Consider the following 26,955-nt stretch of genomic DNA (forward strand, 5'->3'; position numbering starts at 1 on the left):
CATCATCCTCCGCCCGGCATCCCTACGTGGGCTTGCGCGGTTTCAACGATCCATGCGCACCAGCGCAAGCTCCTTCATCGTCCCCTTTGCAGGCTGCCTGAATTCTTGCAGCAGGCGCGCCGTCTCGGCTTTGGCGCGCTTCAGGTTCGCCGCCTTCACGTGGCCATAGCCGCGGGTCGACTCCGCCACCTGGGCCAGCTTGAGCGCAGCCGCGCGGTTCTCCGCGGTCAGCTCCGCGGCCAGCGTGTCGACCAGCGCCAGGACATCGCTGCGCAGCTGGCGCTCGGCGCGGCGCTCGTGGGTATAGCCGAAGACGTCGAAGGCGGTGCCGCGCAGGACCTTCAGCGGCGCCAGCATGCGGAACGCGGAGCGCATCCACGGACCGAAGCGCATCTTGGCCGGGACATCGCTGCCCGGCTTCCTGCGCGCCAACAGCGGCGGCGCCAGGTGGTATTCGACGCGGAAGTCGCCCTCGAACTGCTCCTTCAATCCTTCGAGGAAGCCGGTCTGCGTGTGCAGGCGCGCCACTTCGTACTCGTCCTTGTAGGCCATCACCTTGAACAGGGAACGGGCAACCGCCTTGGCTACCGCACGCTTCGATGCAGGCCCGTCGATCGCGACTTCGCGCGCTTCGACCTTCGCCACGGCTGCACGGTACTGCTGCGCGTAAGCGGCATCCTGGTACTGGGTCAGCCAGTCGGCGCGGAAGGCCACCAGTTCCTCGAGCGAGCTTGGGGGCGTGAACTGCACCACCTTGGCCGGCTGGGCCAGGCGGGCCGCCGCCTTGTCGTCGGCAGCCACCAGGCGGCCCAGCATGAAGGCCTTCTTGTTCATCTCGGCGGCCACGCCGTTCAGTTCGATCGCACGCATCAAGGCGTCCAGGCCGACCGGGACGAGTCCCAGCTGCCAGGCCGCGCCCATCATCAGGATGTTGGCGCCGATCGGGTCGCCCAGCACGCTGCTGGCCACCCGCTGCGCGTTCAGGCGGAGCAGCGGGCCGCCGGCCTCCGTGATCTTGGCCAGCAAGTCGTCCTTGCGGATGTCGGCATCCGGATCGCGCGTGAATTCGGCAGTCGGCGTCTCGTTCTCGTTCGCGACGACCCGGGTATGCCCGCGCCGCATCACGGCCAACGCGTCCGGCATCGCGGCCACCACCAGGTCGCAGGCCAGCAGCGCGTCGGCCTGCTGCAGGTCGATTCGCACCTGGTTGAGCAGCTTCGGCGACGGCGCCACCCGCACATGGGACATTACCGCCCCGCCCTTTTGCGCGAAGCCCATGAAGTCCAGGGTCGAGGCGCCCTTGCCCTCGAGGTGGGCCGCCATCGTGATCAGGGCGCCGACCGTGACGACGCCGGTGCCGCCGACGCCGGCCACCAGCATCTCGAAAGGCTTGTCGAACGCGTAGCTCGGGGGCAGCGGATAGGCGGCCAGCATGCTTTCCAGCTGGCGCAGTTCGAGCGCGGCGGCGGCCGGCTTCTTGAGCTGCCCGCCGATGACGGACACGAAGCTCGGGCAGAAGCCTTCGGCACAGGAGTAATCCTTGTTGCAGGATGCCTGGTCGATCTGGCGCTTGCGGCCCAGCGGCGTCTCGAGCGGCAGGATCGACAGGCAGTTCGACTGCACGCCGCAATCGCCGCAGCCCTCGCACACGGCCGGGTTGATCACCATGCGGCGCGGCGGGTCCGGGAAGACGATGTTGTCCGGCTTGTTCTTCTTGCGGCGGCGGCGCTTCTCGGCGGCGCAAGTCTGGTCGTACACCAGCACCGTGACGCCAGGCACCTCGCGCAGGCGGCGCTGGATCGCATCGAGTTCGCTGCGGTGGTGCACGGCCACGCCGGCCGGCAGGCTCACGCCCTGATAGTTGCCAGGTTCGTCGGTGACCACGACCGCCTCCACCGCGCCTTCGCTCAGCACCTGCTGCAGGATCTGCGGCACGCTCAGCTTGCCGTCCACCGGCTGGCCGCCGGTCATGGCGACGGCGTCGTTGTACAGGATCTTGTAGGTGATGTTGGCGCACGCGGCGACCGCCTGGCGGATCGCCAGCGAGCCCGAATGGTAATAGGTGCCGTCGCCCAGGTTCTGGAACACGTGCTTCTCGCGCGAGAAGCGCGAGGCCGCGACCCAGGGCACGCCCTCGCCGCCCATCTGGGTCAGCGTGAAGGTATCGCGCTTCATCCAGCTGGCCATGAAGTGGCAGCCGATGCCGGCCAGCGCGCGGCTACCTTCCGGCACCCGGGTCGAGGTATTGTGCGGGCAGCCGGAGCAGAAGTACGGCGTGCGCTTGATCGCATCGGCCCCGTTGGACAGGACTTCGGCGCGGCAGAACTGCGGCAGGAATTCTTCGAGGCGCAATGCGGGCAGCTTCGGCGCCAGCCAGCGCACCAGCACCGGCGCGATGCGCGAGGGACGCAGCTCGCCCAGGTGAGACACCAGGGGATGGCCATCCGTATCCGTCTTGCCGAGCACCTGCGGGCGCTGGTCAGGCGCCAGGTTGTACAGCAGGCTCTTGAGCTGGCCCTCGATGACGTCGCCCTTCTCTTCCACCACCAGCACTTCCTGCAGGCCCTGCGCGAAGGCGTGCAGGCGGGTTCGCTCCAGCGGGAAGCTCAGCCCCGGCTTGTACAGGCGCACGCCGAGTTCCCCGAGCTGCGCGAGCCCGATGCCGAGGCGCTGGAAGGCTTCCACCAGATCCAGGTAGGCCTTGCCGGCCGCGATGATCCCCAGCTTCGCCATCGGCGCCGGCACGACCAGCTTGTCGATCGAGTTCACGCCGGCGAAAGCGTGGACGGCCTGCAGCTTGTCGGCCACGCGCTGCTCGATCGCCAGGCTGGGCAGGTCGGGCCAGCGGTAGTGCAGGCCGTCGGCGGGCGGCACGAAGTTCTCGGGAGTCTTGAAGCTGGGAGGTTCGGGCAGTTCCACGACCGCGCCGCCTTCCACGGTTTCCGAGATCGCCTTGAAGCCGACCCAGGCGCCGGAATAGCGCGACAGCGCCCAGCCGTACAGGCCGAACTCCAGGTATTCCTCGATGTTGGCCGGGTTCAGGATCGGCATGCCCCAGGCCATGAAGGCGTGGTCGCTCTGGTGCGGCATCGACGAGGACACGCAGCCGTGGTCGTCGCCGGCCACCACCAGCACGCCGCCCAGCGGTGAGGATCCATAGGCATTGCCGTGCTTGAGCGCGTCGCCGGCGCGGTCCACGCCGGGGCCCTTGCCGTACCACATGGCGAAGACGCCGTCGACCGTGCGGTTCGGGTCGCCGCCGACCTGTTGCGAGCCCAGCACGGCGGTGGCGCCGAGCTCCTCGTTGATGGCGGGGAGGAATTCGATGGCATGTTGCTGCAGGATCTCCGACGCGCGCCAGGCTTCCTGGTCGACCGCGCCCAGCGGCGAGCCGCGGTATCCCGAGATGAAGCCGCCCGTATTCAGTCCGGCGCGTTCGTCGAGCGCCTTCTGCATGATCGGCAGCCGGATCAGGGCCTGGGTACCGGTCAGGAAGACGCGGCCCCGCTCACGCTTCAGGTTGTCGTCCAGCCGGTAGCCGGGATCGGCCAGCGCCGTTCCTTTGTCCTGCACAACGCCACCGACCTCCTCATGCATCGATCCCATCTTGTCGTCTCCACTATGCCAGCCCCTGCGGGGCTTGTTCTTAGTGAAAGATGATAGTCAATGCACAGGAAATAACTTTTCTAACTTGCCTCATGTTGGGGCAGAATAGGAAAAGTATTTCCCAAGAGAGCATACAATGGAAAAATCCTCCCTTGACGCTGCGTCAATGCGTATCCTGCGCGAACTGCAGCAGGACGCCCGCCTGTCCGTCAACGAACTGGCCGAGCGGGTCGGCATGTCGGCCTCGCCCTGCTGGCGGCGCCAGAAGGAACTCGAAGAGAACGGCTACATCCGCCGCTACGCCGCCCTCCTCGATCGCCGCAAGCTCGATCTCGGCCTCGTGTGCATGCTGCACGTCTCCCTCACGCGGCACGAGGCCGGCGTGGTCGATGCCTTCGAGGCGCAAATGAAGGCCTGTCGCGAAGTAATGGAGTGCTACGAAATGACGGGCACCTCGGACTACATCGTCAAGGTGATGGTGGCGAACATGGATGCCTACCACGACCTGCTGCACAACGTGCTGCTCAAATTGCCGGGCGTGTCGCAGCTGAACACCAGCGTGGCGCTGCGCGAGGTGAAGTACGAGACGGCCTTGCCGCTGTGAGCGCCCGATCGGTTCTATCGGCCGGCCGGGTTCGATCGCGGCATCGGCCCGTCGGAGCGCCGGGCCAGCGCAAACCGGCTTGCCGGGCAGACCGTCACTGCCCGCCGCAGTGCGTTTCCGGCGAGGGCGCCGACAGATCCGGCAGCGTCCATTGCGCCGACCATTGCCTCAACTGGCCGGCCGGCATCGGCCGTGCGATGCCATAGCCCTGGCCGAGGACACACCCCATCTGCACCAGCATGCGCGCATGCTCCAGCGTTTCCACCCCTTCCGCGACGACTTCCCGCTTGAACGCGGCCCCCATGCCGAGCACCGCTTCCAGAATTGCCAGGTCCTCCGGATCGACCAGCATGTCGCGCACGAATCCCTGGTCGACCTTGATGCGCCGCGCGGGCAGCTGCTTCAGGTACATCAGGGAGGAGTATCCGGTGCCGAAATCGTCCAGGGCGAACGGCACGCCCAACTTGCCGCACTCCTCGATCGTCCGCGAGACCCGGGCCAGGTCGTCCAGCGCCGTGGTTTCCAGTACTTCGAACTTGAGGCGTCCCGGCTTGAACGACGGGGTGTCCTCCAGCAGGGCCTTGAGCCGCTCCACGAAGCCCGGCTGCTGCAGCTGCTCGCTGCCGATGTTGACGCTGATGGCGACGTCGATTCCTTCCGCGAGCCAGCGCCCATGCTGGCGCAGCGCTTCGTCCAGTACCCAGGCATCGATCGACGCGGACAACGGGTGCCCTTCGAGGCGCGGAAGGAACTCGCCCGGCACCAGCAACCCGCGGCGCGGATGGCGCCAGCGGATCAATGCTTCCACCGAGTTCAGCTCGCCGGTTCGCAGGTGCACGATGGGCTGGTAGTACAGCTCGAATTCGCCATGCTGGATGGCGTGGGCCACGGACTCGAAGAAGACGACCTCGTCCGGCAGGCAGGAGAGCGCTTCATGGCCGAAGATCACATAGCGGTTCTTGCCTTGGGCCTTGGCGCTGTACATCGCCTGGTCGGCGCGCCGGATGAGCTGGTCGGCGTCGATGTCGCCGCCGTCCGGGTAGAGCGCGATGCCCATGCTGCCGGTCAGGCGGAAGCGATGCGGTCCCACCAGCAGCGGCTCGGCGACCGCGTCCAGCAGCCGCCGCACCAGCGGAAGGCAGGCGGATACGTCGCGCAGATCGTCGATGACCACGAAAAATTCATCGCCGCCGAGCCGGCCGATGGTGTCGCAGTCGCGGATCGTGTCCTTCAGGCGGGCGCCCAGCGCCACCAGCAGTTCGTCTCCCACGCCATGTCCGTGCCGGTCGTTGACGGACCTGAAGTCATCGCAGTCGAGGCACACCACGGCCACGCTGGTGCCCCGGCGGCGCGCCTGTGCCATCGAATGCTGCAGCCGCGCGGTGAGCAGGCAGCGATTCGGCAAGCCGCTCAAGGGGTCGTAATGGGCGATGCGCTCGAGATGCTCGGCCTGCAGGGTCTGCGTCGTGATGTCCGAAAAGATGCCGAGATAGTTGAGCGTGGCGCCGTGGGCGTCGTCCATCCGGACGATCGTCAGCCGTTCCACATACGGCTCGCCCGAGCGGCGACGGTTCCACACGTCGCCCTGCCAGAAACCGTCGGACAGCAGCGCCGCCCACATCGCGGCGTAGAAGGCGGGAGGCTGGCGGCCAGAATTGAGCATGGCCGGGGTGCGTCCGCAGGCTTCGGCGCGCGAATAGCCGGTGATGGCCTCGAACGCCGGGTTGACGTCGATGATGCGGGTGTCGGCCGCGGTCACGATGATGCCTTCCCCGGAATGGGCGAACATGCTCTCGGCCAGGCGCAACAGGTGCTCGGCGGGCGCGTCGTGACGGGAGCCTGCCTCTGCGCGCGCCGGCCCTGCCCCGCCGGCGGCATCGGTCAGGATTGGTGATGCAAACATACCTGCTCTGGAAAGTCTCGATGAAGAGCAGCGCGCTGGCGCTGCGGGAGCCGCCTTGCATATGCGCAAGGGGTAACACGCGATTATATACGGAAGCGTTCCACCAAAAATGCCTCTTGTGGTTCTGCTCGCGGCTTTTCGGCCAAAGCCCGAGCGCATTGGTCAACAATACCGATAATGTGGCGTGAGTAGATTGCTCCAATGCATCATGAATTGCTAGAATCGATAGATTGCGGTACATCCTTTTTGGGCCGCGCCGACCATCCACCGTCAGGCCGCGCGTCGGTCCTGGCGATCCTCACCACCCAATGACATACCGCCTTTCGATCCGATCCAACCTGGCAATCCTGGTTGCCGCCTGCCTATTGCCGGCTTCCAGCGTCGCCCTCGGCCTGCTCGCCTACTCCTACCACCAGAACAAGCAGCAGCAACTGGAGAATGCGCTGACGGCGGCGCGCACGATGTCGCACCTGGTCGACAAGCATTTTTCCAACGTGGAGTCGACGCTGCATGCGCTGGCCACCTCGCCATCCTTGTCGACCGGCGACATTTCCGCCTTCTACTGGCAGGCCAGGGAAGCACTGCCGACCCAGCGGGTCGCCAACGTCGTGCTGACCGCGCCGGACGGCAAGCAGCTGATGAATACCTTGCAGCCGCTTGGCGCGGCATTGCCGGAAAACGGATCCCGCATCCGCACCAGCCATTTCGGCGACACGCAGACCTCTCTGGTATCGGACCTGTTCCGGGGCAAGGTAGCGGGACGGCCGGTGATCGCGGTTGCCGTCCCCGTGCGTCGTTCGGGACAGATCCCGTACAGCCTGAGCGCAGGCATGTCGCCCGACGTGTTCGACGCCATGCTGCGCGAGCAGGGCTTGCCGGCGCAATGGATTGCCGTGGTGGCCGACAGGAAAGGCACCATCGTCGCGCGCGTCGGCGGCGCGGCCTCGCACGTCGGCAACCCGGTCTCGCGGACCTTGCGCGCCGCGATCGCCGGGAGCAGCGAAGGCACGCTCGAGAACACGACGTCGGACGGCATCCCCACCTATACCAGCTTCAAGCGCTCGGAGGCGACCGGCTGGACGGTCGCGATCGGCATCCCGACCGAGCACGTGGCAAGCCAGCTCAGGCAGACCCTGTCCGGCCTGTTCTTCGCCTTCGTCGCCCTGTTCTCCGCCGGCATCATCGCAGCGCGCCTGCTGGGCAGGCGGATCGCCTCCGCCATCACGGCCCTGACGGCGCCCGCCATCGCCCTCGGCGAGGGCCGGAAAGTCGACGTCCCGCCGCTGAGCCTGACGGAGGCCGACGAGGTGGGGCGGGCCCTGGTGCGCGCCGCCGGCATGCTCGAGCAGGCACGCTACCAGGCGACCCACGACACGCTGACCGGACTGGCGAACCGCGCCCTGTTCCATGAATTCGTCGCGCAGCAGGCGGCAATCGCCGCGCGGGCCGGCACCGAGCTGTCCATCCTGTATATCGACCTCGACCGTTTCAAGCCGGTCAACGACAAGTACGGCCACGCGGCCGGCGACCGCCTGCTGGTGCACGTCGCGCGCCAGTTGCGCGCCGGCCTGCGGGACGCGGATTTCGCGGCGCGGCTGGGCGGCGACGAGTTCGCGGTGGTGCTGGCCGGCGCCGGCACGGGGCCGGCCACGCTCGTGGCGGCCAAGATCCTCGACCGGCTGTCGCTGCCCTTTTCGCTGGGCAGCGCCGAAGTGCAGGTTGCGGCCAGCATCGGGATCGCCTGCTACCCGCACGACGGCCAGTCGATCCGCGACCTCCTGCATGCAGCCGACGAAGCCATGTACCGGGCCAAGGCGGCCGGCGAGAACCATATCGTCGCGGCGGGCGAGATCGACGCCGGCGCAGCTGCCTGAACCGGCGGCGCCAGGTCTCGCCTGCCGCGCTAGCCGCCCTGCTCCTGCTCCTGCCCCTGCCCCTCCGGCGCGCCGCCCGCCGCCGAGGGCCTGCGGCGGGACGCGCACCTGCTGGCCAGCGACAGGAAGATCGAGGCGGCAGCCAGCCGGTGACCGAAAGCCGTGCAGCGGCGTGTCATGCGCAGGCATTGCACCTGCGCGGACTGCGGTCAGCTTAGAACTTGTACTCCACCGACATGCGATACACCCGTCCCATCATGTCGGCCAGGCTGGTCAGGTAACCGCCGCTGTAGATGGTGTTGGCGGTCAGCGGTGGCCACTCTTCCGTGATGTTGTTCACGCCCAGCGACACGGTGGTGTTCTTGATGCCGGTATAGCGCACGTTCAGGTTGAACTGGCTGTACGACTCCACTTCGGTCAGGTTCGATCCCGCACGCGGGGTCAGGTCGGTCAGCGCGGTATTGAAGCGCTGCGACAGGGTGGCGCGCCACGGACCCGTGCTGTAGGTCACCGCCGCGGTATACTTCCAGCGCGGGTTCACTTGCGGCATGCCGGCCAGGCCTGCGTTCGGACCGGCGCTGCCGAAGCGGCCTTCGTTGGTGATGATGCCGACGTTGCTGCTCCATGCGCCGCCCGCCTCGCTCTGGAACTCGTACTTGTGGTACCAGGTCGCATCGAGTTTCGCATCGAAGGTGCCGAAGCTGGTCTTCGGGAAGCGGTAGCTGCCCGAGATGTCGGCGCCGCGGATGCGGGTCTGGCCGCGGTTGGCCTGGCTGGCGATGATGTAGTCGATGGTGCCGTCGGCGCGGCGGTTGATCACGCTCTCGTACTTGGCCGGGTTCTGCTGGATCTCGGCGATCGAGACCGCGCCCAGCACGTCACGCAGTTTCAGGCCCCAGTAGTCGACCGTCAGCGACAGGTTCTTGATCGGCTCCAGGCCGATGCCGATGTTGAAGCCGCGCGACTTCTCCGGCTTCAGGTGGGTGTTGTTGGGCGACTTGGTCCAGTAGTTGGTCAGCACGTTGCAGACCTGGTCGGCGGTATATCCCGTCGACGGGGTGCCGGTACCGGGCTCCAGCGGCCGCGTGCTGCGGCACAGGACCGGGTCGTCCATCAACTGGCTGCGCACTTCCGGCGTCGGGTTCTGGATGTCCATGATCGACGGCGCACGGAAGCCGCTCGACACCGAAGCGCGCAACACCATTTCCTGCATCGGCGCCCAGCGGGTCGCGAGGGCCGGGTTGACCGTGGTCTGGTCCAGGTCGTCGTAGCGGTCGGCACGGACGGACCCGTTGACCAGCCAGGTCTTGGTGATCGGCGCATCGACCTCGAACATCAGCGAGGAGATCTTGCGCTTGAGCTCCTTGGCCACGCCCTGCGGGGTCTCGCCCACCAGGTCGGATTGCACCACGTTGCCGGACGCGTCGATGTTATAGCTGCCGTTGGCGCGCTTGTACACGAAGTCGAGCGGCGCATTGTGGGTGCGCGCCGAGTCTTCGCGCAGTTCGCCCGACACTGCCAGCACCATATCCCCGCCGCCGAGCGTCCAGACCGGACGGGTGACGGTGGCGTCGACGCTCTTGTTGAAGGCCTTGTTGAGGCGGTATGTGTAGTCCTCGGCCTGGATGCTGCGCAGGTACTGCAGGCCCGCCGCGTCCTGCGGGCCGAACGGGTTCAGGATGCCCTGGTCGAAGCCGGCCTGCGCCTTGGAATACAGGATGTAGCCTTCGCCCACGCGGGTGTCGCGCTTGGAACGGCCGTAGTTCGCGCCGAGACGGTAGTCCCAGCCCTTCACCTCGCCCTCGAGCGACAGCACGATGCGGTCGTTGCCCTGCTCGTCGTTGCGGTAGGCTGGTCCCAGTTCGCCTGGCCCCCACTGGAAGTAGATGGTGCGGTTGTTCATGTTCAGCGGCGTTGCCGTACCCGGGGTCTTGGCCGGGTCGATGAACATGGCCGGGGTGTTGGCGCCGGTGTTGCTGCCGACCACCTGCGGCAGCGGGGTGATGCCCTTGCCCGGGTAGAAGCGGCTGGTCGGCGACATCGAATAGGTCGTGAACGGCTGGGTTGCGTTCGGCACCTGCATGCCGCGGAACTTCTGCACGGTGAACTGGGAATGCAGCACGTCGAGGTCGAGCTTGTGGCCGCCCGCCAGGTTCCAGCTGGCGCGCCCGGCGACGGTGGTGATCTCGCTGCCGTCGGTGACGGCGTTCCAGAACAGCGGATTGCGGATGCAGCCGGGCGCGTAGACCGGCGGGTTCGCCAGGCTGTTGTTGCCGAGGGTCGGCAGCGACCATGGCGAGGAGCAACCGGTGCCGAAGTTCGGGTTGTAGTTGGAGTTGGCGTTGCGTGCGAAGCCGAAGTTGGCCAGCGGGTTCGGGTTGCGCGCGTCCGGCGTGATGCCCAGGCCCAGGCTGCGCAGCACGGCCGGGTCGTGCTGCTCCGGACGGTCGCCCTGGAACAGCGCATCCTTCTTCTGGTGGTCGATCGCGATGTAGGCGTTCCAGCCTTCCTCGTTCAGGTCGCCCCAGCCGAAGATGCCGCCGATGCTCTTGGTACGGCCACCGCCGCTCAGTTCCGGACGGGCGTATTCGGCCTTGATCGCGCCGCCCTGGTAGCCGCGCTTGGTCCAGTAGTTCTGGACGCCGCCGATGGCGTCGGCGCCATAGATCGAGGCGCCGCCGCCGTTCAGGGTCTCGACGCGCTCCAGCGCCATGCGCGGGATCACGTTGACCGAGACATACTGATCCTGCAGCGGCTCGTTCGCCAGGCGGCGGCCGTTCAGCAGGGTCAGGGTGCGCATCGGGCCGAGGCCGCGCAGGTTGGTCACGGGACCGGCGGCGCCGGAGTTGGTGCCGAGCGACAGCGATTGCGGCTGCTCCAGCACGAAATCCTTGAGTTCGGTATGGCCACGGGCTTCCAGTTCCTGGGCCTTGACGGTGGTGACGGGATTCGTGCCCTCGTCATCGACACGGCGAATCAGCGAGCCGGTCACCACCACTGCCTGAACGGCCGGGGTCGACGAAGGGGCATCGGTGTTCTGCGCCTGCGCCTGTGCCGCCAGCTGGAACAGCGCCAGGCTCACTGCAGTTGCCAGCTGGGCTCGGCGTGGGGTGGGAACAAAGTACGGGTTCATTCACGTCTCCTATCTTTTTTTCTAAGATTGATATGACCACACTACTGATTGGCCAGGCCACTCGGCTTCAAACCGCAGACCTCACTGCCAATCCTTTGACCTGCCTTTACAGGTTTTGCAAGAATTGATATGACCGGATTATAAATTGGTCAGGCCACTTTATTGCAACAAATATTTACAGCGCATGCTTTTTGGCCCCGAAATCGATTGCGCCACGCGAGGTACTGTTGCAAATTTCTAACGAAATCACCGGACAAGACGTTTTTGATAAACCAAAGTGCGCGACCACCGGGGCACTTCAGTCCAACCAATCACATAACTGGTCTTGCCAATTGTCGCGCTTCAGGTGACCATGTGTCAGCCTCGGCTTTAAGCCCGGGGCGCCGGCGCGGGCGGCCCGCTCGGGGAGGACCGGCCGGATACAACAAGATTGGAGACGAAGCATGGATGAAAAGAATTCGGCGGGTATCGATCGCCGCACCGTACTGAAGACGGCCGGCGCGGCAGGCTTGATGCTTGCCGCAGGCAGCGCCGGCGCTGTTGCGGCGCCCCCGCGCAAGCGCTACGCGGTGGTCGGCGTGGGTTCGCGCGCGCGCATGTTCACCAACGCGATGACCGGCAAGTTCCGCGACACCAGCGAGGTCGTGGCCATCTGCGACAAGAATGCCGGCCGCCTGGCACGCGCCGTGAAGCTCGTCACCGAGACCGGCGCCAGCCAGCCGCGCGGCTACGCGGCAAGCGACTTCGAGCGCATGATCCGCGAGGCCAAGCCGCAGTTCGTGATCGTCACCACCCCCGACGCGAGCCACGACGACTACATCGTGCGCGCTCTCGAAGCCGGCTGCGACGTGATCACCGAAAAGCCGATGACGACCACCGCCGAAAAGGCACAGCGCATCATCGATGCCGTCAAGCGCACCGGCCGCCAGGTGCGCGTCACCTTCAACTACCGCTATTCGCCGCCGCGTACCCAGATCAAGGAACTCCTGATGTCGGGCGAGATCGGCGACGTCATCTCGGTCGACTTCACCTGGCTGCTCAACACCGTGCATGGCGCCGATTACTTCCGCCGCTGGCACAGCAACAAGGCGATGTCGGGCGGCCTGATGGTGCACAAGTCGACCCACCACTTCGACCTCGTCAACTGGTGGCTCGGCGCCCAGCCGGAGACCGTGCACGCCTTCGGCTCGCGCCAGTTCTATACCCCGGAAACGGCGCGCCGCATGGGTCTGTCCGGTCCGCACGAGCGCTGCCTGACCTGCCCGGAAAAGCAGAAGTGCAACTTCTACTTCGACCTCGCCTCCGACCCGGGCCTGAAGGCCCTGTACCTCGACAACGAGCGGTACGACGGCTACTACCGCGACCAGTGCGTGTGGCGTCCCGAGATCAACATCGAAGACACGATGAACGTGATGGTCCGCTACGACAATGGCGCGCACCTGAATTACGCGCTGTCGGCCTATGACGCCTGGGAGGGCTACCACATCGCCTTCAACGGCACCAAGGGCCGCATCGAGCACCGCATCGTCGAATCGGGCGGCGCGGCCGGCGCAGCCAAGGTCCAGAGTGGCAGCGAGGCCGTCTCGATCCGCGTGATCCCGCTGCGCGGCCAGCCGCGCGACATCGAGCCGATCATCGGCAAGGGCAGCCACGGCGGCGGCGACGACGTCATGCTCACCGAGATCTTCGGCGACGGCCCGGCCGACAAGTACAAGCGCGCCTCGGACGAGCGCGCCGGCGCCTGGTCGGCCCTGGTCGGAGTGGCGGCCAACAAATGCTTCGAGACCGGCCAGACGGTGCGCATCGCCGATCTGGTCGCCGGCCTCACGCCGCCGGACCGCGCACCGATGCCGGACCGGCGCGCGCCGGTTCCGATGCCGATCCGGATCAAGATTCCCTGATCCGCCCTGAGGACAGCTGTCCCTTCCCTGCCCGGCACCTGCGTGGTGCCGGTGTCCGTTTACAGGTCGACCGACAGGTAGGCCGAGGCCACGCGCCCGTTGATGACGTCGTAGGCGCCAGCCCCCCGCAATTCCCAGCCGTCGGTATCGAACACGTTGTTCACCGCGACCCGCAGCGAGGCCGGACGTTCGCCCAGCCTGAAGCGGTAGCGGCCGCTCAGCGACGTCAGGGTACGTGCCGGAATCGCAACCCGGTTGTCGACGGTGGCCGTAACGGCGCCGCTGTGCGAGGCCGTCATGTCCAGCGACAGGCCATCCACCCAGGGCGTGCGCCAGTCCAGGTTCAACTCGGCGCTGCGCCGGCTCATGCCGACCGGACGCTCGCCCACGCGCCCGAGCCGCACGCCTTCGCCGGTCGCACGCGGCCGCGACAGGACCGTGCCGGCGACGACATTCAAGCGCGGACTCAAGGCGCCCGCCAGCGATACTTCGAGCCCACGGTTCTGGACGTCGCCCAGCTGTGCATAGCGGTTGCCGGCATCGAAATTGAAATAGGGCTTGCGCAGGTCGAACACGGTCGCGACCAGCTTCATCGCCGGGCTCAGGGCATAGCGCAGGCCGAGGTCGCCCTGGGTGGTGCGGATCGCCGGCAGCAGCTCGTTGCGGTTGAGCGCATTGCTGGGCGCCACGCCGCTCTCTTCCAGTCCGCGGGTGAAGCTGCCGAAGGCCACCAGGCGCGGGCCGAGATGGGTTGCGGCGCTCAGGTTGTACAGCCATGGCTTGTCCTCGGCCCTGGCAAGCGGCAGGGACGGCTTCTGCAGGCGCTTGCGGTAGTCGGTCTTCTGCAGGCTGAAGCCGATCTCGCCGACATCGCGCCAGCGCCCGTCGTAGGCGACGCCGCCGGTCCACTGGCGGGTGCGGTCGCGGGTCTGTTCGCCGAACACGAATGCGGGTTCCGGCGCGCTGTAAGGCGCATCGATCCTGGTGCGGCCCAGGTCGAAAGCCTGCGAGCCGTCGTAGCGGCGCTGGCGGTCGCGCCCGCGCATGCTAGCGTGCAGCGTGTGCTGGCGCGGGCCGTCGAGCACCACGCGCGTCACGCGCAGTTCGCCACTGGTGGAAGCATTCTCCGCCGGCGGGTCGGCGATCAGGCGCCGGTTGGCGCTTCCCTCGGGCGTCACGCCGGTCAGCAGGTGGGTGAAAGCGCGGTGGTCGTAGTACAGCGAGCGGAAGACCCCGGCACGCACCGTCCAGCCCTGCCCTGCGCGCAGCGTCGCCAGGCCGCCGTAGTTCATCGAGGTGGTGCGGAAGTCGGCCCATTCGGGCCCGTGGAAGCGGCGCCGTTCGATGCGCGGCGGCAGGTAGGCGCCGGCCGGCAGGAAGCTCGGCGCCTTTTCGTCGTCGTAGGTTTCCGCGCGGTGCCAGAAGGGGACGATCTCGAGCGCCGCGGCGGGCTGCCAGCGCAGGCTCAGCGCGGCATTGCGGTAGCGGGAATCGGTACCGTTGGGGTATTCGTTGGTGCCGGCGGCGGTGCCGATGCCCATGCTGAGGCCGCGTGCCAGCGGCAGCTCGCCGTCGGCCTCGACATAGGCCGCGCCGTAGCTGTCGCCGCCCGTCACCAGGGCCAGTCTTGCCTTGTCGCCCGGCTTGCGGAAGCTGTAGTCGACGATGCCCGTGGGCGCCGGAAAGGGATAGCCCTGGGCCGAGATGCCGACCCGGATGTTGGTCGAGCGCCGGATGCGGGGCGTCAATCCCCAGACCTGGTCGAAATACAAGCCCTCGATGCGCGCGTTGCCCGCCGCAACGGGGGAGAAGCCGCGCACGCTCGAGGAGTTGTACAGGCCGATGGTCTCGCGCCCGACGCTGGTGCCGAAGGCATCCTCGGCCTGGCGCATCACGTTTTCGTCGGCCCGCCCGCGCAACTGCTGGGTACCGGGTGTTGCCGGCCCGACGGGCTGGCTTTCTGCGGGAGGGGTAGGCTGTGCCCAGGCGGGCGCCGCGACCAGGGCCAGCAGGACGGTCGAGCTCAGGATATTCGGCATGAGGCAGTGCGCGAGTCGGAAAGCTCGGCATTATCCCGTATTGATAGACTACTATCAACATGAATGAGGACGCGCCTTCCCAAGAGCGCGGCACCGGCAAAGCCCCTCCAATGTTGATAGAGTATCATCGACAGTATCGTCCAATCCGAACACGCCCGATGACACAATTCACGCTGCCGCAAAACTCCTTCCTGCTCCTGCTGGGCGTAGTGACGCTCGCCTTCTTCTGGATCCTGCTGCCCTTCTCGGGCGCCGTGTTCTGGGCCATGGTGCTGGCGATCGTGTTCGCGCCCGTGCACCACCGGCTGCGGACCGCGCTCGGCCAGCGCCCGAATACCGCGGCCTTCGCCACCCTGATGCTGATCATCCTGATGGTGATCCTGCCGGTGACCTTGATCTCCGCGGCGCTGGTCGACCAGGCACTCGGCCTGTACGCCATGGTCAGCGCCGGCCAGCTCGACTTCGACGCGATGCTGCGCCGCGGGATAGCGGGCCTGCCCGGCTGGGCCGGCTCCCTGTTCGACCGCTACGAATCGACCATCATGGACACGCTGCGGGACAAGCTCAGTGCCGGGATCGCCCAGGCCAGCCAGCTGGCGGCTCGCTATGCGGTGAACGTCGGGCGCAATGCCCTGAATTTCATCGTCAGCATGACCATCATGCTCTACCTGCTGTTCTTCCTGTTCCGGGACGGCCGCGTGATCGCCGCGCGCATCAAGCACGCCGTGCCGCTGGACGCGCACTACAAGAAACCCCTGTTCGACAAGTTCGTGACCGTGATCCGCGCCACCGTGAAAGGCAATGTGCTGGTGGCGGTCGCCCAGGGTACGCTGGGCGGCCTGATCTTCTGGTTCCTCGACGTCCCCGGACCGGTGCTGTGGGGTGTGGTGATGAGCTTCCTTTCGCTGCTGCCGGCGGTGGGCGCGGCCCTCATCTGGGGACCGGTGGCAGCCTACTTCCTGTTCACGGGCGCCGTCTGGCAGGGTGCGGTGCTGGCGCTGTACGGCGTTCTGGTCATCGGGCTGGTCGACAACCTGCTGCGCCCCATCCTGGTGGGCAAGGATACCAAGCTGCCGGACTACCTGGTGCTGCTGTCCACCATCGGCGGCATGGCGCTGTTCGGCCTGAACGGCTTCGTGATCGGGCCGGTGATCGCGGCGCTGTTCATCGCGTGCTGGAGCCTGTTTTCGCGCGCCGACGAGTTCCACGGGGAGTGAAGCGGCCGGGCATGGCGTACCGCCATGTCGAAATGAGTATTGCGCATGGCGCATCAACGGGCGCCGGGTCGCCCCATAGAATCGGTCCCGTCGAATTCACCTCGACAAGGACAACGCCATGCGCCAGACCGCCACATCCACCGCCGCCATTTCGCCCGGCATGGTCCGCCTGCTCGCCGTCTCGGCCGGCCTGATCGTCACCCTGACCCAGGTCGGCTATGCCCTCGGCCTGCTCTTCATCGTGCCGCTCGGCGACCTGATGGACCGGTTCAGCAGGACAGCGCCGAGCCGTCCTTCCAGTGCGTCCACCAGGCGTGCCACGGAAGACGTGGCCAGCCCCAGCTGGCGCGCGGCCGGCGAAAAGCCGCCGCCGGCGGCGACCAGACAGAAAGCCTCGAGTTCGGCGAATCGGTCCATGCCCGCTTGGCGGCGCGCCGCCTGCCTAGAAGGTCAGCGTGACGCTGCGCGGGCAGTGGTCGCTGGTCTCGATGCGCTGGTCCGGCGCCTGCACCACGGCCGTCTTGCGCGAGCCGAGGTTGGCCGGCTGGCGCGCCGCGAGCGGGCCGCTGAGCACGATGTGGTCCAGGCCCGAGAAGCCCTTGCAGCCCGCCTCGACGCCCGTCAACGGCACCTGCTGCAAGGTCGGGTTGCCGTCGTTCAGCTCCTGCCACAGGTAGCGCGTGGCCACCCGGCCATCCTTGTCCTGGGCCGGTACGCCGGCCGGGTCGCTGCCGTCGGCGCGCACTTGCGCGGAAGGGATGTTGGCGGCGGCTTCCTCGTCGATGCGGCGGTTGAAGTCGCCCAGCAGGACGAAGTCGGGGCTGCGTTGCGCCATGCCGTCGATCCAGCGCTCGAGCGGCGCAACCTGGCGGTTCAACACCTGGCAGGCGGGAGCCTGGTCGTCCAGCAGGCGGGCCTGGTAGATCGGGTGCGGCTTGATGTTGGCGCAGCCGGACTTGAGGTGCACGTTCAGGAAACTGATGGGGCGCCCCGCTACCTTCAGCTCGAGCGCCAGGCCCGGACGCACCTTGCGCGCCTCCGGGTCGGCGGGATTGTCGACCACGGCCAGGCCGCTGTCCACGCTGCAGCGGGCTTCGTTACCCAGGCTGCGGTCCCAGGCGAAGGCCACCGTCTGGAAGCCCTCGTGCGGGGCGTCGCAGACGCCGAAGCGCGCGGCATGGCGCCCGAGTACCTGCTTGACCACCTCGCTTGATCGCACTTCCTGGAACGCGATCACGCGCACGCCGTCGGTCTCGATCAGCCTGGCGATGGTGGCCTGCAGGCCGGCCAGCTTGGCTGCGTAATCGGCGCTCGTCAGCGCCACCGGGGCGCCGCGGCCCTGGTAGGCGTTACACGGCGCCATCGTCGCTGCCCCCGCGGGGCCGCCGGCGAGGCGCTCGGTGTCGGCGACGCACTGGCGCGCCACGCGCGTGGCCTCTTCGGTGATGACGCCCGTTCCCGGCTGGCGCCGCGGACGCGTGTCGCACCACGACACGGTCTTGCAGACAGCGTTCTGGCGATCGAAATCCTGCTGCGAACCGGCCCAGGCCATGTTGAAGGAGGCGACGCCGATCTGTGTCGGCTTCGCCTGGGGAACGGCGTCGGCAGCCGGGGTGGCGAGCAGCGCGGCCGGGGCCGCGAGGAGCGCGGCCAGGACGGCCAGCGACATCGGCTTAAAGGTAGGCATCAGGTCTTTCATCGTTTGGGCGCCGATCGGCGATGCGACTGGCGGGAGTGAGGGAAACGGGTTGGTACGGCTGGGACAGCAGCAGGGATTATCGCGGAGTCTGGCATTTGCAGCAATGGCCGGAAGCCGGCCTTGGAGGCAATGCGGTCGTCGAGGCAGGTCAAGACCTGTTGCCAAAATGCTTGCAGGCACTAATGATAACGCGTTATCATTATCGAATAGAGCCGCAGCGCTCCCTCCTGTCCTTGCAAGAAATCCGGAAAGGTTTGAAGAAATGAAACGCAAGTTGTTGACTTCCCTGGTCGTCGCGGCCATCTCCCTGCCCAGCCAGCCCGTCCTCGCCGACGAGGACCCGGCGATCGTCATGGGCGAGGTACGCGTCAACGCGGCGCGCAGCAGCGGCCCCCTGGTCAGCAACCGCATCCTGACCTCGGTCGACGTCCTCGGCGCCGACAAGGTCGAGGACAAGAACGTGATGAACAGCTGGGAACTGATCGGCCAGCTGCCGGGCATCCAGCTCACCGAGACCCGCATGGGCGCCGAATCCGGCAAGGCGACCTTCCGCGCCTTCAACGGCGAAGGCTACATCAACGGCATCAAGGTGCTGATCGACGGGATCCCGAGCAACGTCAACAGCGGCAACCAGCGCTTCATCGACATGATCTTCCCGCTCGAAGTCGATTACATCGAGGTCGTGCGCGGCACCAACGACCCGCGCTACGGCTTGCACAACATCGGGGGCAACATCAATTTCGGCACCCGCCAGGGCGGCAACTACCTTGATGCCCGCTTCACCTACGGCAGCTTTGACACCCGCGAAGTGCAGCTGGCGATCGGGCGCGAGGCGAACGGCTTCTCCCAGAACTACTTCGTCGCGAAACAGGATTCAAGCGAATACCGCGGCAGCGGCTCGGACAAGTATTCGGTCGGCGCAAAATGGTTCCTCAGCTCGGCCGACCGCTCCCTCAGGGGCGGCCTGGCGGTACGCGCCTACCGGCACGAGGCCGGCGAGCCGGGCTTCCTGACCGCGGCCGAACTGCGCGCCGACCGCCGCCAGTCCCCGGCCAAGAACGCCAACGACGCCAGCGACCGCGACATGAAACACGCGAGCGCCCACCTCGACTGGCAGATCACGCCCGACGCCTTCTGGAGCAACAAGCTGTATTTCAACAGCTACGCCGACGACCGCCGCGTGACCTTCACCAGCAACCCGGCGGGCCATGCACCGCGCCAGCGCCGCCTGTGGGACGAGGACCAGTTCGGCTACCTCGGCACCCTCACCTGGCGCCTGGGCGACCGCGTGATGCTCGACGGCGGCATCAACACCGAGCGCCAGGACAACCGCTACCGCCGCTATCGCTTCACCTATGCCAGCCCGACCGACTTCAGCCGCCCGGCCTTTACCCAGAACGACGACGACTATTCGTTCAACAACGTCGGCGCCTACGTGCAGGCCATTTTCAAGCCCTTCGAGGCGCTCAAGATCGTTCCGGCCTTGCGCGTCGACCGCTTCACCGGCAGCAACCGCAACGGGCTCACGGGGGTGAGCGCGGGCCTGCAGGACTCCGGCTGGATCGAACAGCCCAAGCTGAGCATGGTCTACAACCCGACCCCGGACCTCAGCGTCTATGCGAACTGGGGCCGGACCTTCCAGGTCCTGACCGGGTCCGGCGCGCCGGCCTACCTGATGCCCGGCCAGGCCGCCTTCAAGCCCTCGATCAACACGGGCAAGGAACTGGGCGTGAAGTTCAAGCCGGCAGCCAGGGCCGACCTGCGCCTTGCCGTGTGGCGCCAGGATGCAAGCGACGAAGTGGCGAACATGCCGGCCACCGGCACCACGGTCGGCCTCGGCGAAACCCGGCGCGAGGGCATCGACCTGCAGGTCGCGACCCGCCTCACCGACAGGCTGCAGCTGTGGGCATCGCATTCGCTGCAGAAGGCCGAGGTGGTCAAGGCCTTTACTGCCGGCGGCGCGTCGCTGGCCGGCAAGGAAGTGTTCTCCACGCCGCGCCATATCTCGAACGCCGGCCTGGAATACCGCGCGTCCGATGCCTGGCGCATCGGCCTGCAGGGCCGCGCGCAAGGCAACTACTACATCGACAACGCCAACAGCCAGGGCAAGTACGGCGGATTCGTGCTGTTCGACGCCAACCTGCGCTACCAGCTGTCCAGCCGGACCAGCCTCGATTTCCAGGTGAAGAACCTCGCCGACCGCAAGTACGAGTACGTCTGGTACGACAACTTCTTCTGGCCGGCCGCCCAGGCCCAGGCCAGCTTCTCGCCCGGCATCGGGCGCGCGGCCTACCTGTCGCTCAACGTGAAACTCTGAGGAGGGAGCCAGGATGAGCATGCCCACATCCGCCCTGGCGCTCGAAGCGAGCGGCGTCACTGTCGCCTACCACGGCAATCCGGTCCTGCGCGAGCTGAGCCTGCAGGTGAGGCGCGGCGAGATCTACGCCCTGCTCGGCGGGAACGGCGCCGGCAAGTCGACTACCCTGAACACCTTCCTCGGCTTCACCCGCCCGGACGCCGGCGCGGTGCGCGTCTGCGGCATCGACGTCGCGGCAAACGTGTTGGCGGCGCGTGCCCAGCTGGCCTATGTGCCGGAAAACGTGGCCCTCTACGAGCACCTCGACGCGTGCGAGAACATCGAGTATTTCCTGCGCCTGGCGGGCAGCGCCTGGACCGGCGCCGGCATCGCCGACGCCCTGCGCGCGGTACGCCTCGACGAATCGGCCTGGACGCGCCGCCTCGGCGGCTACTCGAAAGGCATGCGCCAGAAGGTCGCGATCGCCCTGGCGGTGGCGCGCGCGGTGCCGGTGCTGCTGCTGGACGAGCCGACCAGCGGCCTGGATCCGCAGGCGACCACCGAGTTCAACGCGCTGCTGCAGGCCCTGCGCGCCAAGGGCGCCGCGATTTTCATGGTGACCCACGACCTGCTCGGCGCGGCCGAGGTAGCCGACCGCATCGGCTTTCTCGACCATGGCCGCATCACGCACGAGTTTTCCGCCAGCGGCGTGGAACGCTTCGACGTGCGCGAGCTGTACCGGCGCTATGCCGGGGCGCGCGGAGCAGCCGAGGTGGCCACATGAGCGCGGCTTTTCGCGGCACCGTCGCCGCCATTGTCCGTACCGAGTGGCGCGCCCTGCTGCGCAACCAGGTTGCGGTCGCGGCCGCCGTGCTGATGCTGGCGCTGACCCTGGCCGCCATCCTGGTCAGCCACGAGCGCGTCCGCGCCGTGAACGCCGAGCGCGCGCGCTTCCAGTCCAGCGCCGATAGCCAGTGGCACAACCAGCCCGACCGCCACCCGCACCGCGTGGTCCACTACGGACATTACGTGTTCCGCCCGCTCAGCCCCCTCGCCTTCTTCGACTTCGGCGTCGATCCCTTCACCGGACACACGCTATTCCTCGAAGGCCACCGCCAGAACAGCGCCAACTTCAGCGACGCCGGCCAGTCCTCGGTGCTGCTGCGCTTCGGCCAGCTGACGCCGGCCTTCGTGCTGCAGGTGCTCACGCCCCTCCTGATCGTGTTCCTGGCCTTCGGCAGCGTAGCGCGCGAGCGCGAGCGCGGCCAGTTGCGCCTGCAGCTGACCCAGGGCGTCAAGGGCGGCACCCTGCTGGCCGGCAAGCTGGCGGCACACGCCGCCATCGCCATGCTGCTCGCCGCTCCCGCCTTCATCGCCCTGGGCGCCATCGCCGTGCTGCACGGCGCGGTGGCGGCGGAGGCGCTGGCGCTGCTGGCTGCCTATGCCCTCTACCTGCTGCTCTGGGCGCTCGGGGCGGTGCTGGTCTCGGCCATGCTGCCGCGCGCGCGCGACGCCCTGCTGGTACTGGTGGGCGGCTGGATCGTGACCACTATCCTGCTGCCGCGCGTGATGCCCGATGTCGCCATGGCCGGCATCGGACGTCCGACCCGGATCGAGAACGAAGTGGCGGTCCACGAGCGCCTGAAGGCCATGGGCGACAGCCACAATCCGGACGACCCCTACTTCAGCCGCTTCAAGCAGCGGGTGCTGGCGCAGTACGGCGTCAGCCGCATCGAGGACCTGCCGGTGAACTACGGCGGCCTGGTGATGCAGGAAAGCGAGCGCCAGACCAGCGAGCTGTTCGACGAGTTCATGCGCGCCGACTACCGTAGACAGCAGGCGGAAAACGCGGTCGTGTACCGCGCCGCGCTGGCCAGCCCGGTGCTCGCGCTGCGCCGCATGTCGACCGCGCTGTCAGGCACCAACCTGGACAGCCACACGCGCTTCCTGTTCGAAGGCGAGAAATACCGCTACGCCTTCGTGCAGTCGCTCAACCGCCTGCACACGAGCGCGATCAAGTACGAGAACGACCGCGACCAGCGCGTCGACCGCAGGCACTGGGACGACACCCCGCGCTTCGGCTACGCGCCCGAGCCCTTCGGCACCGTGGCGGCACGCCATGCATGGCCTGCCTTCGCCCTGCTGGGCGGCTGGCTGCTGGCCCTGTGCGTGGCAGCGCGCCTGATCGCCCGGCGACTGGAAAGGACCGGCCAATGATGCGAACCTTGATGCCCAGCCTGATATTCGAACTGCGCCTGGTCCTGCAGTCGCGCCTGGCGGCGGGTGCGCTCGCCCTGCTGCTGGCGTTGTCGGCGCTGGCGGTGTGGAGTGGAGTGCAGGCTGTCGCCGGCCAGCGCCAAGCCCTGGCGCGCATCGCCGCCGGCCACGGCGCCGAGGTCCAGGCCCTGCAGGAGAAGTACGCGAGCGGCGCCGACGCCGGTTCGGTGGCCTATTACACGCCGCACCTGACGACAAATCCGCCCGCGCCGCTCGCCTTCGCGGCCATCGGCCAGCGCGACCTGCAACCCGCAGCGCTGCGCGTCAAGCTGCTCGGCCTGCAGTCCCAGCTCTATGAATCCGAAGCCATCAATCCGGAACTGGCCATGGCCGGGCGCTTCGACTTTTCCTTCCTGCTGGTGTACCTGGCGCCGCTGTTCATCGTCGCCCTGATGCACGACCTGGTGACGGGCGAGCGAGAGGCGGGCCGGCTGCGCCTGCTGTCCTCCCTGCCGGGGCGCACCACTGCCCTGTGGCGGCGACGCGTCGGCCTGCGCTATGCGCTGGTGTGGCTGGCCCTGCTGGTCCCGTTCGCCGCCGGCGTAGCGGTGGCCGGCGCCGGTGCGCTCGCCCTGGGACAGGTGGCGCTGGTGGCCTCGCTCTACCTGCTGTTCTGGTTCGGCCTGTCGGCCTGGGTGGCGGGCCGCGCCGTCACCTCGAGCAGCAGCGCCGCGATCCTGCTGGCCTGCCTGGTGGGCCTGACGATGATCGCGCCGACCGCGATCGACGCCGCGATCGGGCGCTCCCTGCCGGTGTCGAAGGGCGTCGAGCTCTCGCTGGCGCAGCGCCAGGCGGTGCACGGTGGCTGGGACCTGCCCAAGCCGGCCACCTTCGAGAAATTCTTCCGCACCCACCCCGAGTGGAAGGACACGCCGCCGGTCACCGGACGCTTCCACTGGAAGTGGTACTTCGCCATGCACCAGGTGGGCGACGAGGCCGTGGCCCGCCAGGTCGCGCAATACCGCGCCAGCATGCTGGCGCGCGAAGACTGGACCGCGCGCGCCGGCTTGCTGCTGGCGCCCGTCAACGTGCAAGTGCTGCTGCACCGCCTGGCCGACACCGACCTGCGCGCGCAACTGGCCTACCAGGAACGCATCGAAGGCTTCCACACCGAGCTGCGGCGCTTCTTCTATCCGTATTTCTTCCACGAGCGGCCGTTCGGCACGGAAGACTTCAAGCGCATGCCCGCCTATGCGGCGACCGCGGCGCCGGCATCGCTGCCCGCCGGCCCGCTCGCGGCCCTGGCGCTGCTGGCGCTCGCGGCCGCCCTGCTCGGCATGCGCCGGCTCGGGAAAACCGGCTTGAATGGCGCCCCGGGAGACGGCTAAGCCGCGTCCATTTCAGGCGCCTGCATGGCCGGCAAGCGCAGGATCGCAAAGCGGCAGCGCCCCTCCCGCTTTGCCGCATACAGCGCCTGGTCCGCCGCCGCTTCCAGGCTTGCGATCTCGACCGGAAATGCAGTCGTGAAGGCGACGCCGATACTGGTCGACACCTTTCGTTCCGCCGGACCGAGCGCGAACGGGCGTGCGAAGGCCTTGACGATCTTGTCCGCGACCAGCGACGCCTCGTCCGCCGATTTCAGGCCTTCGAGAATGACGGTGAACTCGTCGCCAGCCAGCCGGCACACGGTGTCGGTGACGCGCACCGCTCCCTTGACGCGGCGGGCGAATTCCTGGAGTACCGTGTCCCCCGCGGCATGGCCGTGCGTATCGTTCACCTGCTTGAAATGGTCCACGTCCAGGAACATCAGGGCGACACCCTGCTCACTCCGCCGGGCGCGCTGCAGCGCCGCCTCCAGGCGTTCCCGGTAGGCCCGCCGGTTCGGCAAGCCGGTCAGTGTATCGATACGCGCCAGCCTGCTCAGCTCCTCTTCATGCAGCCTGGCGGCGGACACGTCGGCGCCCAGCACGTAGACGCCCCTGAAGCTCCCCTCGACCATGTCGGGAATGCGCGTGACCTCGACGGTGCGCAACCCTGCCGGCCCGGGGAGTTCCATCTCGAAGCTGACGGTCTCGCCCGTCAGATTCCTTTGCATCACCCGCTGATGCTCGGGATAGAACACCTCGCCCATGACTTCCCGCACGGTCTTGCCGACGATATCGGCGGGCGTCAGGGAAAACCAGTCCTCGTAGGTAGCGTTCGCGAACAGGTAGCGCTCGTCCTTGTCGATATAGCCGATCAGCACCGGCAGGTTGTCGGTGATCGTGCGCAGCTTGCGCTCGCTGGCTTCCAGGCGGCGTGCCGCTTCTTTCATGGCGGTGACGTCCTTGAGCGCGATGACCGCGCCGATGCCCGCCCCGTCCATGGCATGGAGGGGCCGGCCGCTCGCCAGCAGGTGGCGCGGCTCGTGGCCGGGCGGCCTGACCACCAGCTCGGCGTCCTCGACCACGGCGCCATGCAGGACCTTCCGCAGCGGCACGTCTTGCGGCGGCATGGGTGTGCTGCCGTCGGCCAGGAACAGGCTGTAGTGATCCGCCCAATCCTCCGGCCGCGGCGGCGCATCGCGCCGGGCATGCATGGCCTTCGCCGCGCGGTTCAGCATGAGGACTTCCCCAGCCTCGGAGCACACCACGACGCCCACGTCGATCGATTGCATCACGGCCTTGAGCAGCTCGCGCTCCCGCGCCAGTTCGTCTTCGATCCGCTTGCGCTCCGAGATATCCTGGATGAACGTTCCGAAGAAGTGCGTGTCGCCGGCGTCGATCAGGCCGATCGTCATCTCGACCGGGAATTCGGCGCCGTCGCGCCGCAGCGCGGACAGGTGCAGGCGCCTGCCGACGACACCCGAGTTGCCGGAGACCTTGAACCGCTGCATGCCGGCCTCGTGCGCCTCGCGGAAACGGGGCGGAATGATGGTCTCGGTCACGGTCTTGCCCATCACTTCCTCCCGGCGCCAGCCGAAGATTTCCTCTGCCCGCGGATTCCAGTCGGTGATCCGGCCCTCGGTATCGACGCCGACGAAGGCATCGAGGGCAGTGTCGACGATCGCCTGGACGCGCTGCTCGCCCCTGCGCAGTTCCTCCACGGCGCCGGCAAGCTCGACCGTGCGCTGCGCCACGCGCCGTTCGAGCGTCGCATTCAGGTCGCGCAAGCCCTGCTCGTTCGCCAGCAGCTTCGCGACCAGCGCGTTCAGGGCCTGCTGCAGGATCTCCACCTCCGTCAGGCGGCTGCGTATCGGCGGGATTTCCCGCGACAAGCCGGCGCGCAAGGCATCCGCATGCCGGGTGATGGTTCCCAGCGGCCTGGCGATCGTCCGGGAGAACATCCAGACCAGCAGGGACACCACGACAGCGGCAGCGATTCCAGTCCACAGGATCTTGCTGCGCAGCTCCTCGACCGGCCTGAACGCCTCATCGAGTGGCTGGCGCACCAGCACGACCCAGCCGAGTCCTGCATAGCTGTCGTGGCCCCGGCTCTTGCTGAAGCCCACCAGGTAACGCTTGCCGTCGGGCCAGGTTTCGACAAGGGAGCCAGCGTTGTCGACCGCCGCCCGCCGGAAGCTGTCCAGCGCAAGCGGCTTGTCCACGTAGGATTGGGGCCCGAGCAAGACGATGCCCTCCTTGCTCAGGATCAGGGTATCGACCGCCTTGCGTTGCGCCAGTGGCCGCAGCACGGAGCGCTCGACGTCCGCCGCCCATTGCCAGCTCAGGTGGGTCCCGAAGACCCCGGCAATGACGCCGTTCGTATCACGGAAGGGAAACGCGATGTCGAAGAAGCGCTTCGGTTCGCCGCCGGGATTCGGCAGCAGCTTGGCCAGCAGCACCGCCTCGTGCACGTCATGCAGGTGGACACCCTCATATGCTGCCGCGAACCATGGGCGCGCCGAGACGTCCTTGCCTTCGAGGAGCTGCTTGGTGGAGATCGTGACAATGCCGCGGTTATCGGTCAGGCCGATCCACGCGTAGTAGGGATGCGTCTCCTGCATGCCTTCCAGCACCTTGCGCTTGGCGGCGACAGGCACCCGGGGGTTGGTGATCTCGTAGCGCTCGGCCATCAGCTTGACCTCGCGGTAGCGCTCGTACATGCCGCGGTCGAGCTTGTCCGTCGTCTGGAAAGCAAGCTCGGCGAGATTGCGGCCGATGTCGACCTCCACATGGCGTGCGAGCGTGCGGGCGACCACCTGGAGTGTCAGCAAGGTCAGGAGCAGCATGGCCGCCCCGGCCAGGATGGCAAGCGAGGGAGCCAGTGCGATACGCCCTCGGCGCAGTAGTGAAAGCATGATTCTTCGCGGAAAAATATTGCAGCGCGGCAGAATATCATGCAGCACTTCCCATATTGCGATTGCCTTCGGCCGATCGGATCTTTACACGACGACAGCTCACTTTATGTTGCGCAGATGAAACAATTTAATGAAAGAGATTCACTTTATTAGTAGAAAGGCAACAATGAAGATCGGCGCTGGAGCC

The 26,955-nt window shown here is 67.3% G+C and carries 15 protein-coding genes and 1 pseudogene; 8 read left to right on the forward strand and 8 right to left on the reverse strand.

The window, feature by feature from the left end; all coding sequences use genetic code 11:
* Positions 1–42 precede the first annotated feature (42 nt).
* A complete protein-coding gene (locus tag MA09_RS04225) occupies positions 43–3,606 on the reverse strand; it encodes an indolepyruvate ferredoxin oxidoreductase family protein (protein WP_229440554.1) in 3,564 nt (1,187 codons plus the stop codon).
* Between the two features lie 136 nt (positions 3,607–3,742).
* On the opposite strand from MA09_RS04225, the gene MA09_RS04230 reads away from it, so the two are divergent.
* Positions 3,743–4,210, forward strand: coding sequence for an Lrp/AsnC family transcriptional regulator (locus tag MA09_RS04230; RefSeq protein WP_036245706.1), 468 nt, complete (start codon positions 3,743–3,745; stop codon positions 4,208–4,210).
* Positions 4,211–4,304: 94 nt separating this feature from the next.
* On the opposite strand, the gene MA09_RS04235 is transcribed toward MA09_RS04230, so the two are convergent.
* On the reverse strand, positions 4,305–6,113 hold the full coding sequence (locus tag MA09_RS04235) for a bifunctional diguanylate cyclase/phosphodiesterase (protein WP_051933156.1): 1,809 nt from the start codon (positions 6,111–6,113) through the stop codon (positions 4,305–4,307).
* Positions 6,114–6,421: 308 nt separating this feature from the next.
* Between MA09_RS04235 and MA09_RS04240 the strand changes: the two genes are divergently transcribed.
* Positions 6,422–7,987 carry a sensor domain-containing diguanylate cyclase gene (locus tag MA09_RS04240; RefSeq protein ID WP_081897418.1) on the forward strand — a complete coding sequence of 522 codons (1,566 nt, stop codon included), beginning with the start codon at positions 6,422–6,424 and terminating at the stop codon, positions 7,985–7,987.
* Positions 7,988–8,016: 29 nt separating this feature from the next.
* On the opposite strand, the gene MA09_RS24780 is transcribed toward MA09_RS04240, so the two are convergent.
* Together MA09_RS24780 and MA09_RS04245 are read right to left on the reverse strand one after the other, a co-directional pair.
* Positions 8,017–8,166, reverse strand: coding sequence for a hypothetical protein (locus MA09_RS24780; protein WP_161783194.1), 150 nt, complete (start codon positions 8,164–8,166; stop codon positions 8,017–8,019).
* A gap of 35 nt (positions 8,167–8,201) precedes the next feature.
* Entirely contained in the window at positions 8,202–11,120 is a 2,919-nt protein-coding gene (locus tag MA09_RS04245; RefSeq protein ID WP_081897419.1) for a TonB-dependent receptor domain-containing protein, read from the reverse strand.
* 443 nt (positions 11,121–11,563) lie between these two features.
* Here MA09_RS04245 and MA09_RS04250 point away from each other — a divergent pair, with 443 nt between their 5' ends.
* Positions 11,564–13,021 (forward strand): Gfo/Idh/MocA family protein, encoded by a 1,458-nt coding sequence (locus MA09_RS04250; protein WP_051933158.1) that lies wholly within the window; start codon positions 11,564–11,566, stop codon positions 13,019–13,021.
* A gap of 59 nt (positions 13,022–13,080) precedes the next feature.
* Here the strand turns inward: MA09_RS04250 and MA09_RS04255 are convergent, their stop codons facing one another.
* On the reverse strand, positions 13,081–15,060 hold the full coding sequence (locus MA09_RS04255; protein WP_051933159.1) for a TonB-dependent receptor: 1,980 nt from the start codon (positions 15,058–15,060) through the stop codon (positions 13,081–13,083).
* 158 nt (positions 15,061–15,218) lie between these two features.
* On the opposite strand from MA09_RS04255, the gene MA09_RS04260 reads away from it, so the two are divergent.
* Entirely contained in the window at positions 15,219–16,277 is a 1,059-nt protein-coding gene (locus MA09_RS04260; protein WP_036245709.1) for an AI-2E family transporter, read from the forward strand.
* A gap of 255 nt (positions 16,278–16,532) precedes the next feature.
* Here the strand turns inward: MA09_RS04260 and MA09_RS04265 are convergent.
* Together MA09_RS04265 and MA09_RS23575 are read right to left on the reverse strand one after the other, a co-directional pair.
* Positions 16,533–16,694: pseudogene (locus MA09_RS04265) on the reverse strand (LysR family transcriptional regulator); the annotation flags it as partial.
* 25 nt (positions 16,695–16,719) lie between these two features.
* Positions 16,720–17,964, reverse strand: a complete 1,245-nt coding sequence (locus MA09_RS23575) for a hypothetical protein (protein WP_051933160.1) — start codon at positions 17,962–17,964, stop codon at positions 16,720–16,722.
* A 274-nt stretch (positions 17,965–18,238) separates the two neighbouring features.
* Between MA09_RS23575 and MA09_RS04280 the strand changes: the two genes are divergently transcribed.
* The 4 genes from MA09_RS04280 to MA09_RS04295 are packed head-to-tail and all read left to right on the forward strand — an operon-like array spanning position 18,239 to position 23,877.
* The gene (locus MA09_RS04280) at positions 18,239–20,293 is read left to right on the forward strand and encodes a TonB-dependent receptor (RefSeq protein ID WP_036245714.1); all 2,055 of its coding nucleotides are present in this window, start codon (positions 18,239–18,241) and stop codon (positions 20,291–20,293) included.
* Between the two features lie 19 nt (positions 20,294–20,312).
* Positions 20,313–21,056 (forward strand): ABC transporter ATP-binding protein, encoded by a 744-nt coding sequence (locus MA09_RS04285; RefSeq protein ID WP_229440555.1) that lies wholly within the window; start codon positions 20,313–20,315, stop codon positions 21,054–21,056.
* Positions 21,053–22,489 carry a DUF3526 domain-containing protein gene (locus MA09_RS04290; protein WP_036245718.1) on the forward strand — a complete coding sequence of 479 codons (1,437 nt, stop codon included), beginning with the start codon at positions 21,053–21,055 and terminating at the stop codon, positions 22,487–22,489. Before MA09_RS04285 ends, MA09_RS04290 begins: the two co-directional genes overlap by 4 nt.
* Positions 22,486–23,877 (forward strand): DUF3526 domain-containing protein, encoded by a 1,392-nt coding sequence (locus tag MA09_RS04295; RefSeq protein ID WP_229440556.1) that lies wholly within the window; start codon positions 22,486–22,488, stop codon positions 23,875–23,877. The genes MA09_RS04290 and MA09_RS04295 overlap by 4 nt, the downstream gene beginning before the upstream one ends.
* Here MA09_RS04295 and MA09_RS23580 read toward each other — a convergent pair.
* The gene (locus MA09_RS23580; RefSeq protein ID WP_081897420.1) at positions 23,874–26,768 is read right to left on the reverse strand and encodes a diguanylate cyclase domain-containing protein; all 2,895 of its coding nucleotides are present in this window, start codon (positions 26,766–26,768) and stop codon (positions 23,874–23,876) included. The genes MA09_RS04295 and MA09_RS23580 overlap by 4 nt on opposite strands.
* Positions 26,769–26,955 lie beyond the last annotated feature (187 nt).

It is taken from the genome of Massilia sp. BSC265 (assembly GCF_000740675.1).
In the GTDB taxonomy this organism is placed as follows: Bacteria; Pseudomonadota; Gammaproteobacteria; order Burkholderiales; family Burkholderiaceae_D; genus Telluria.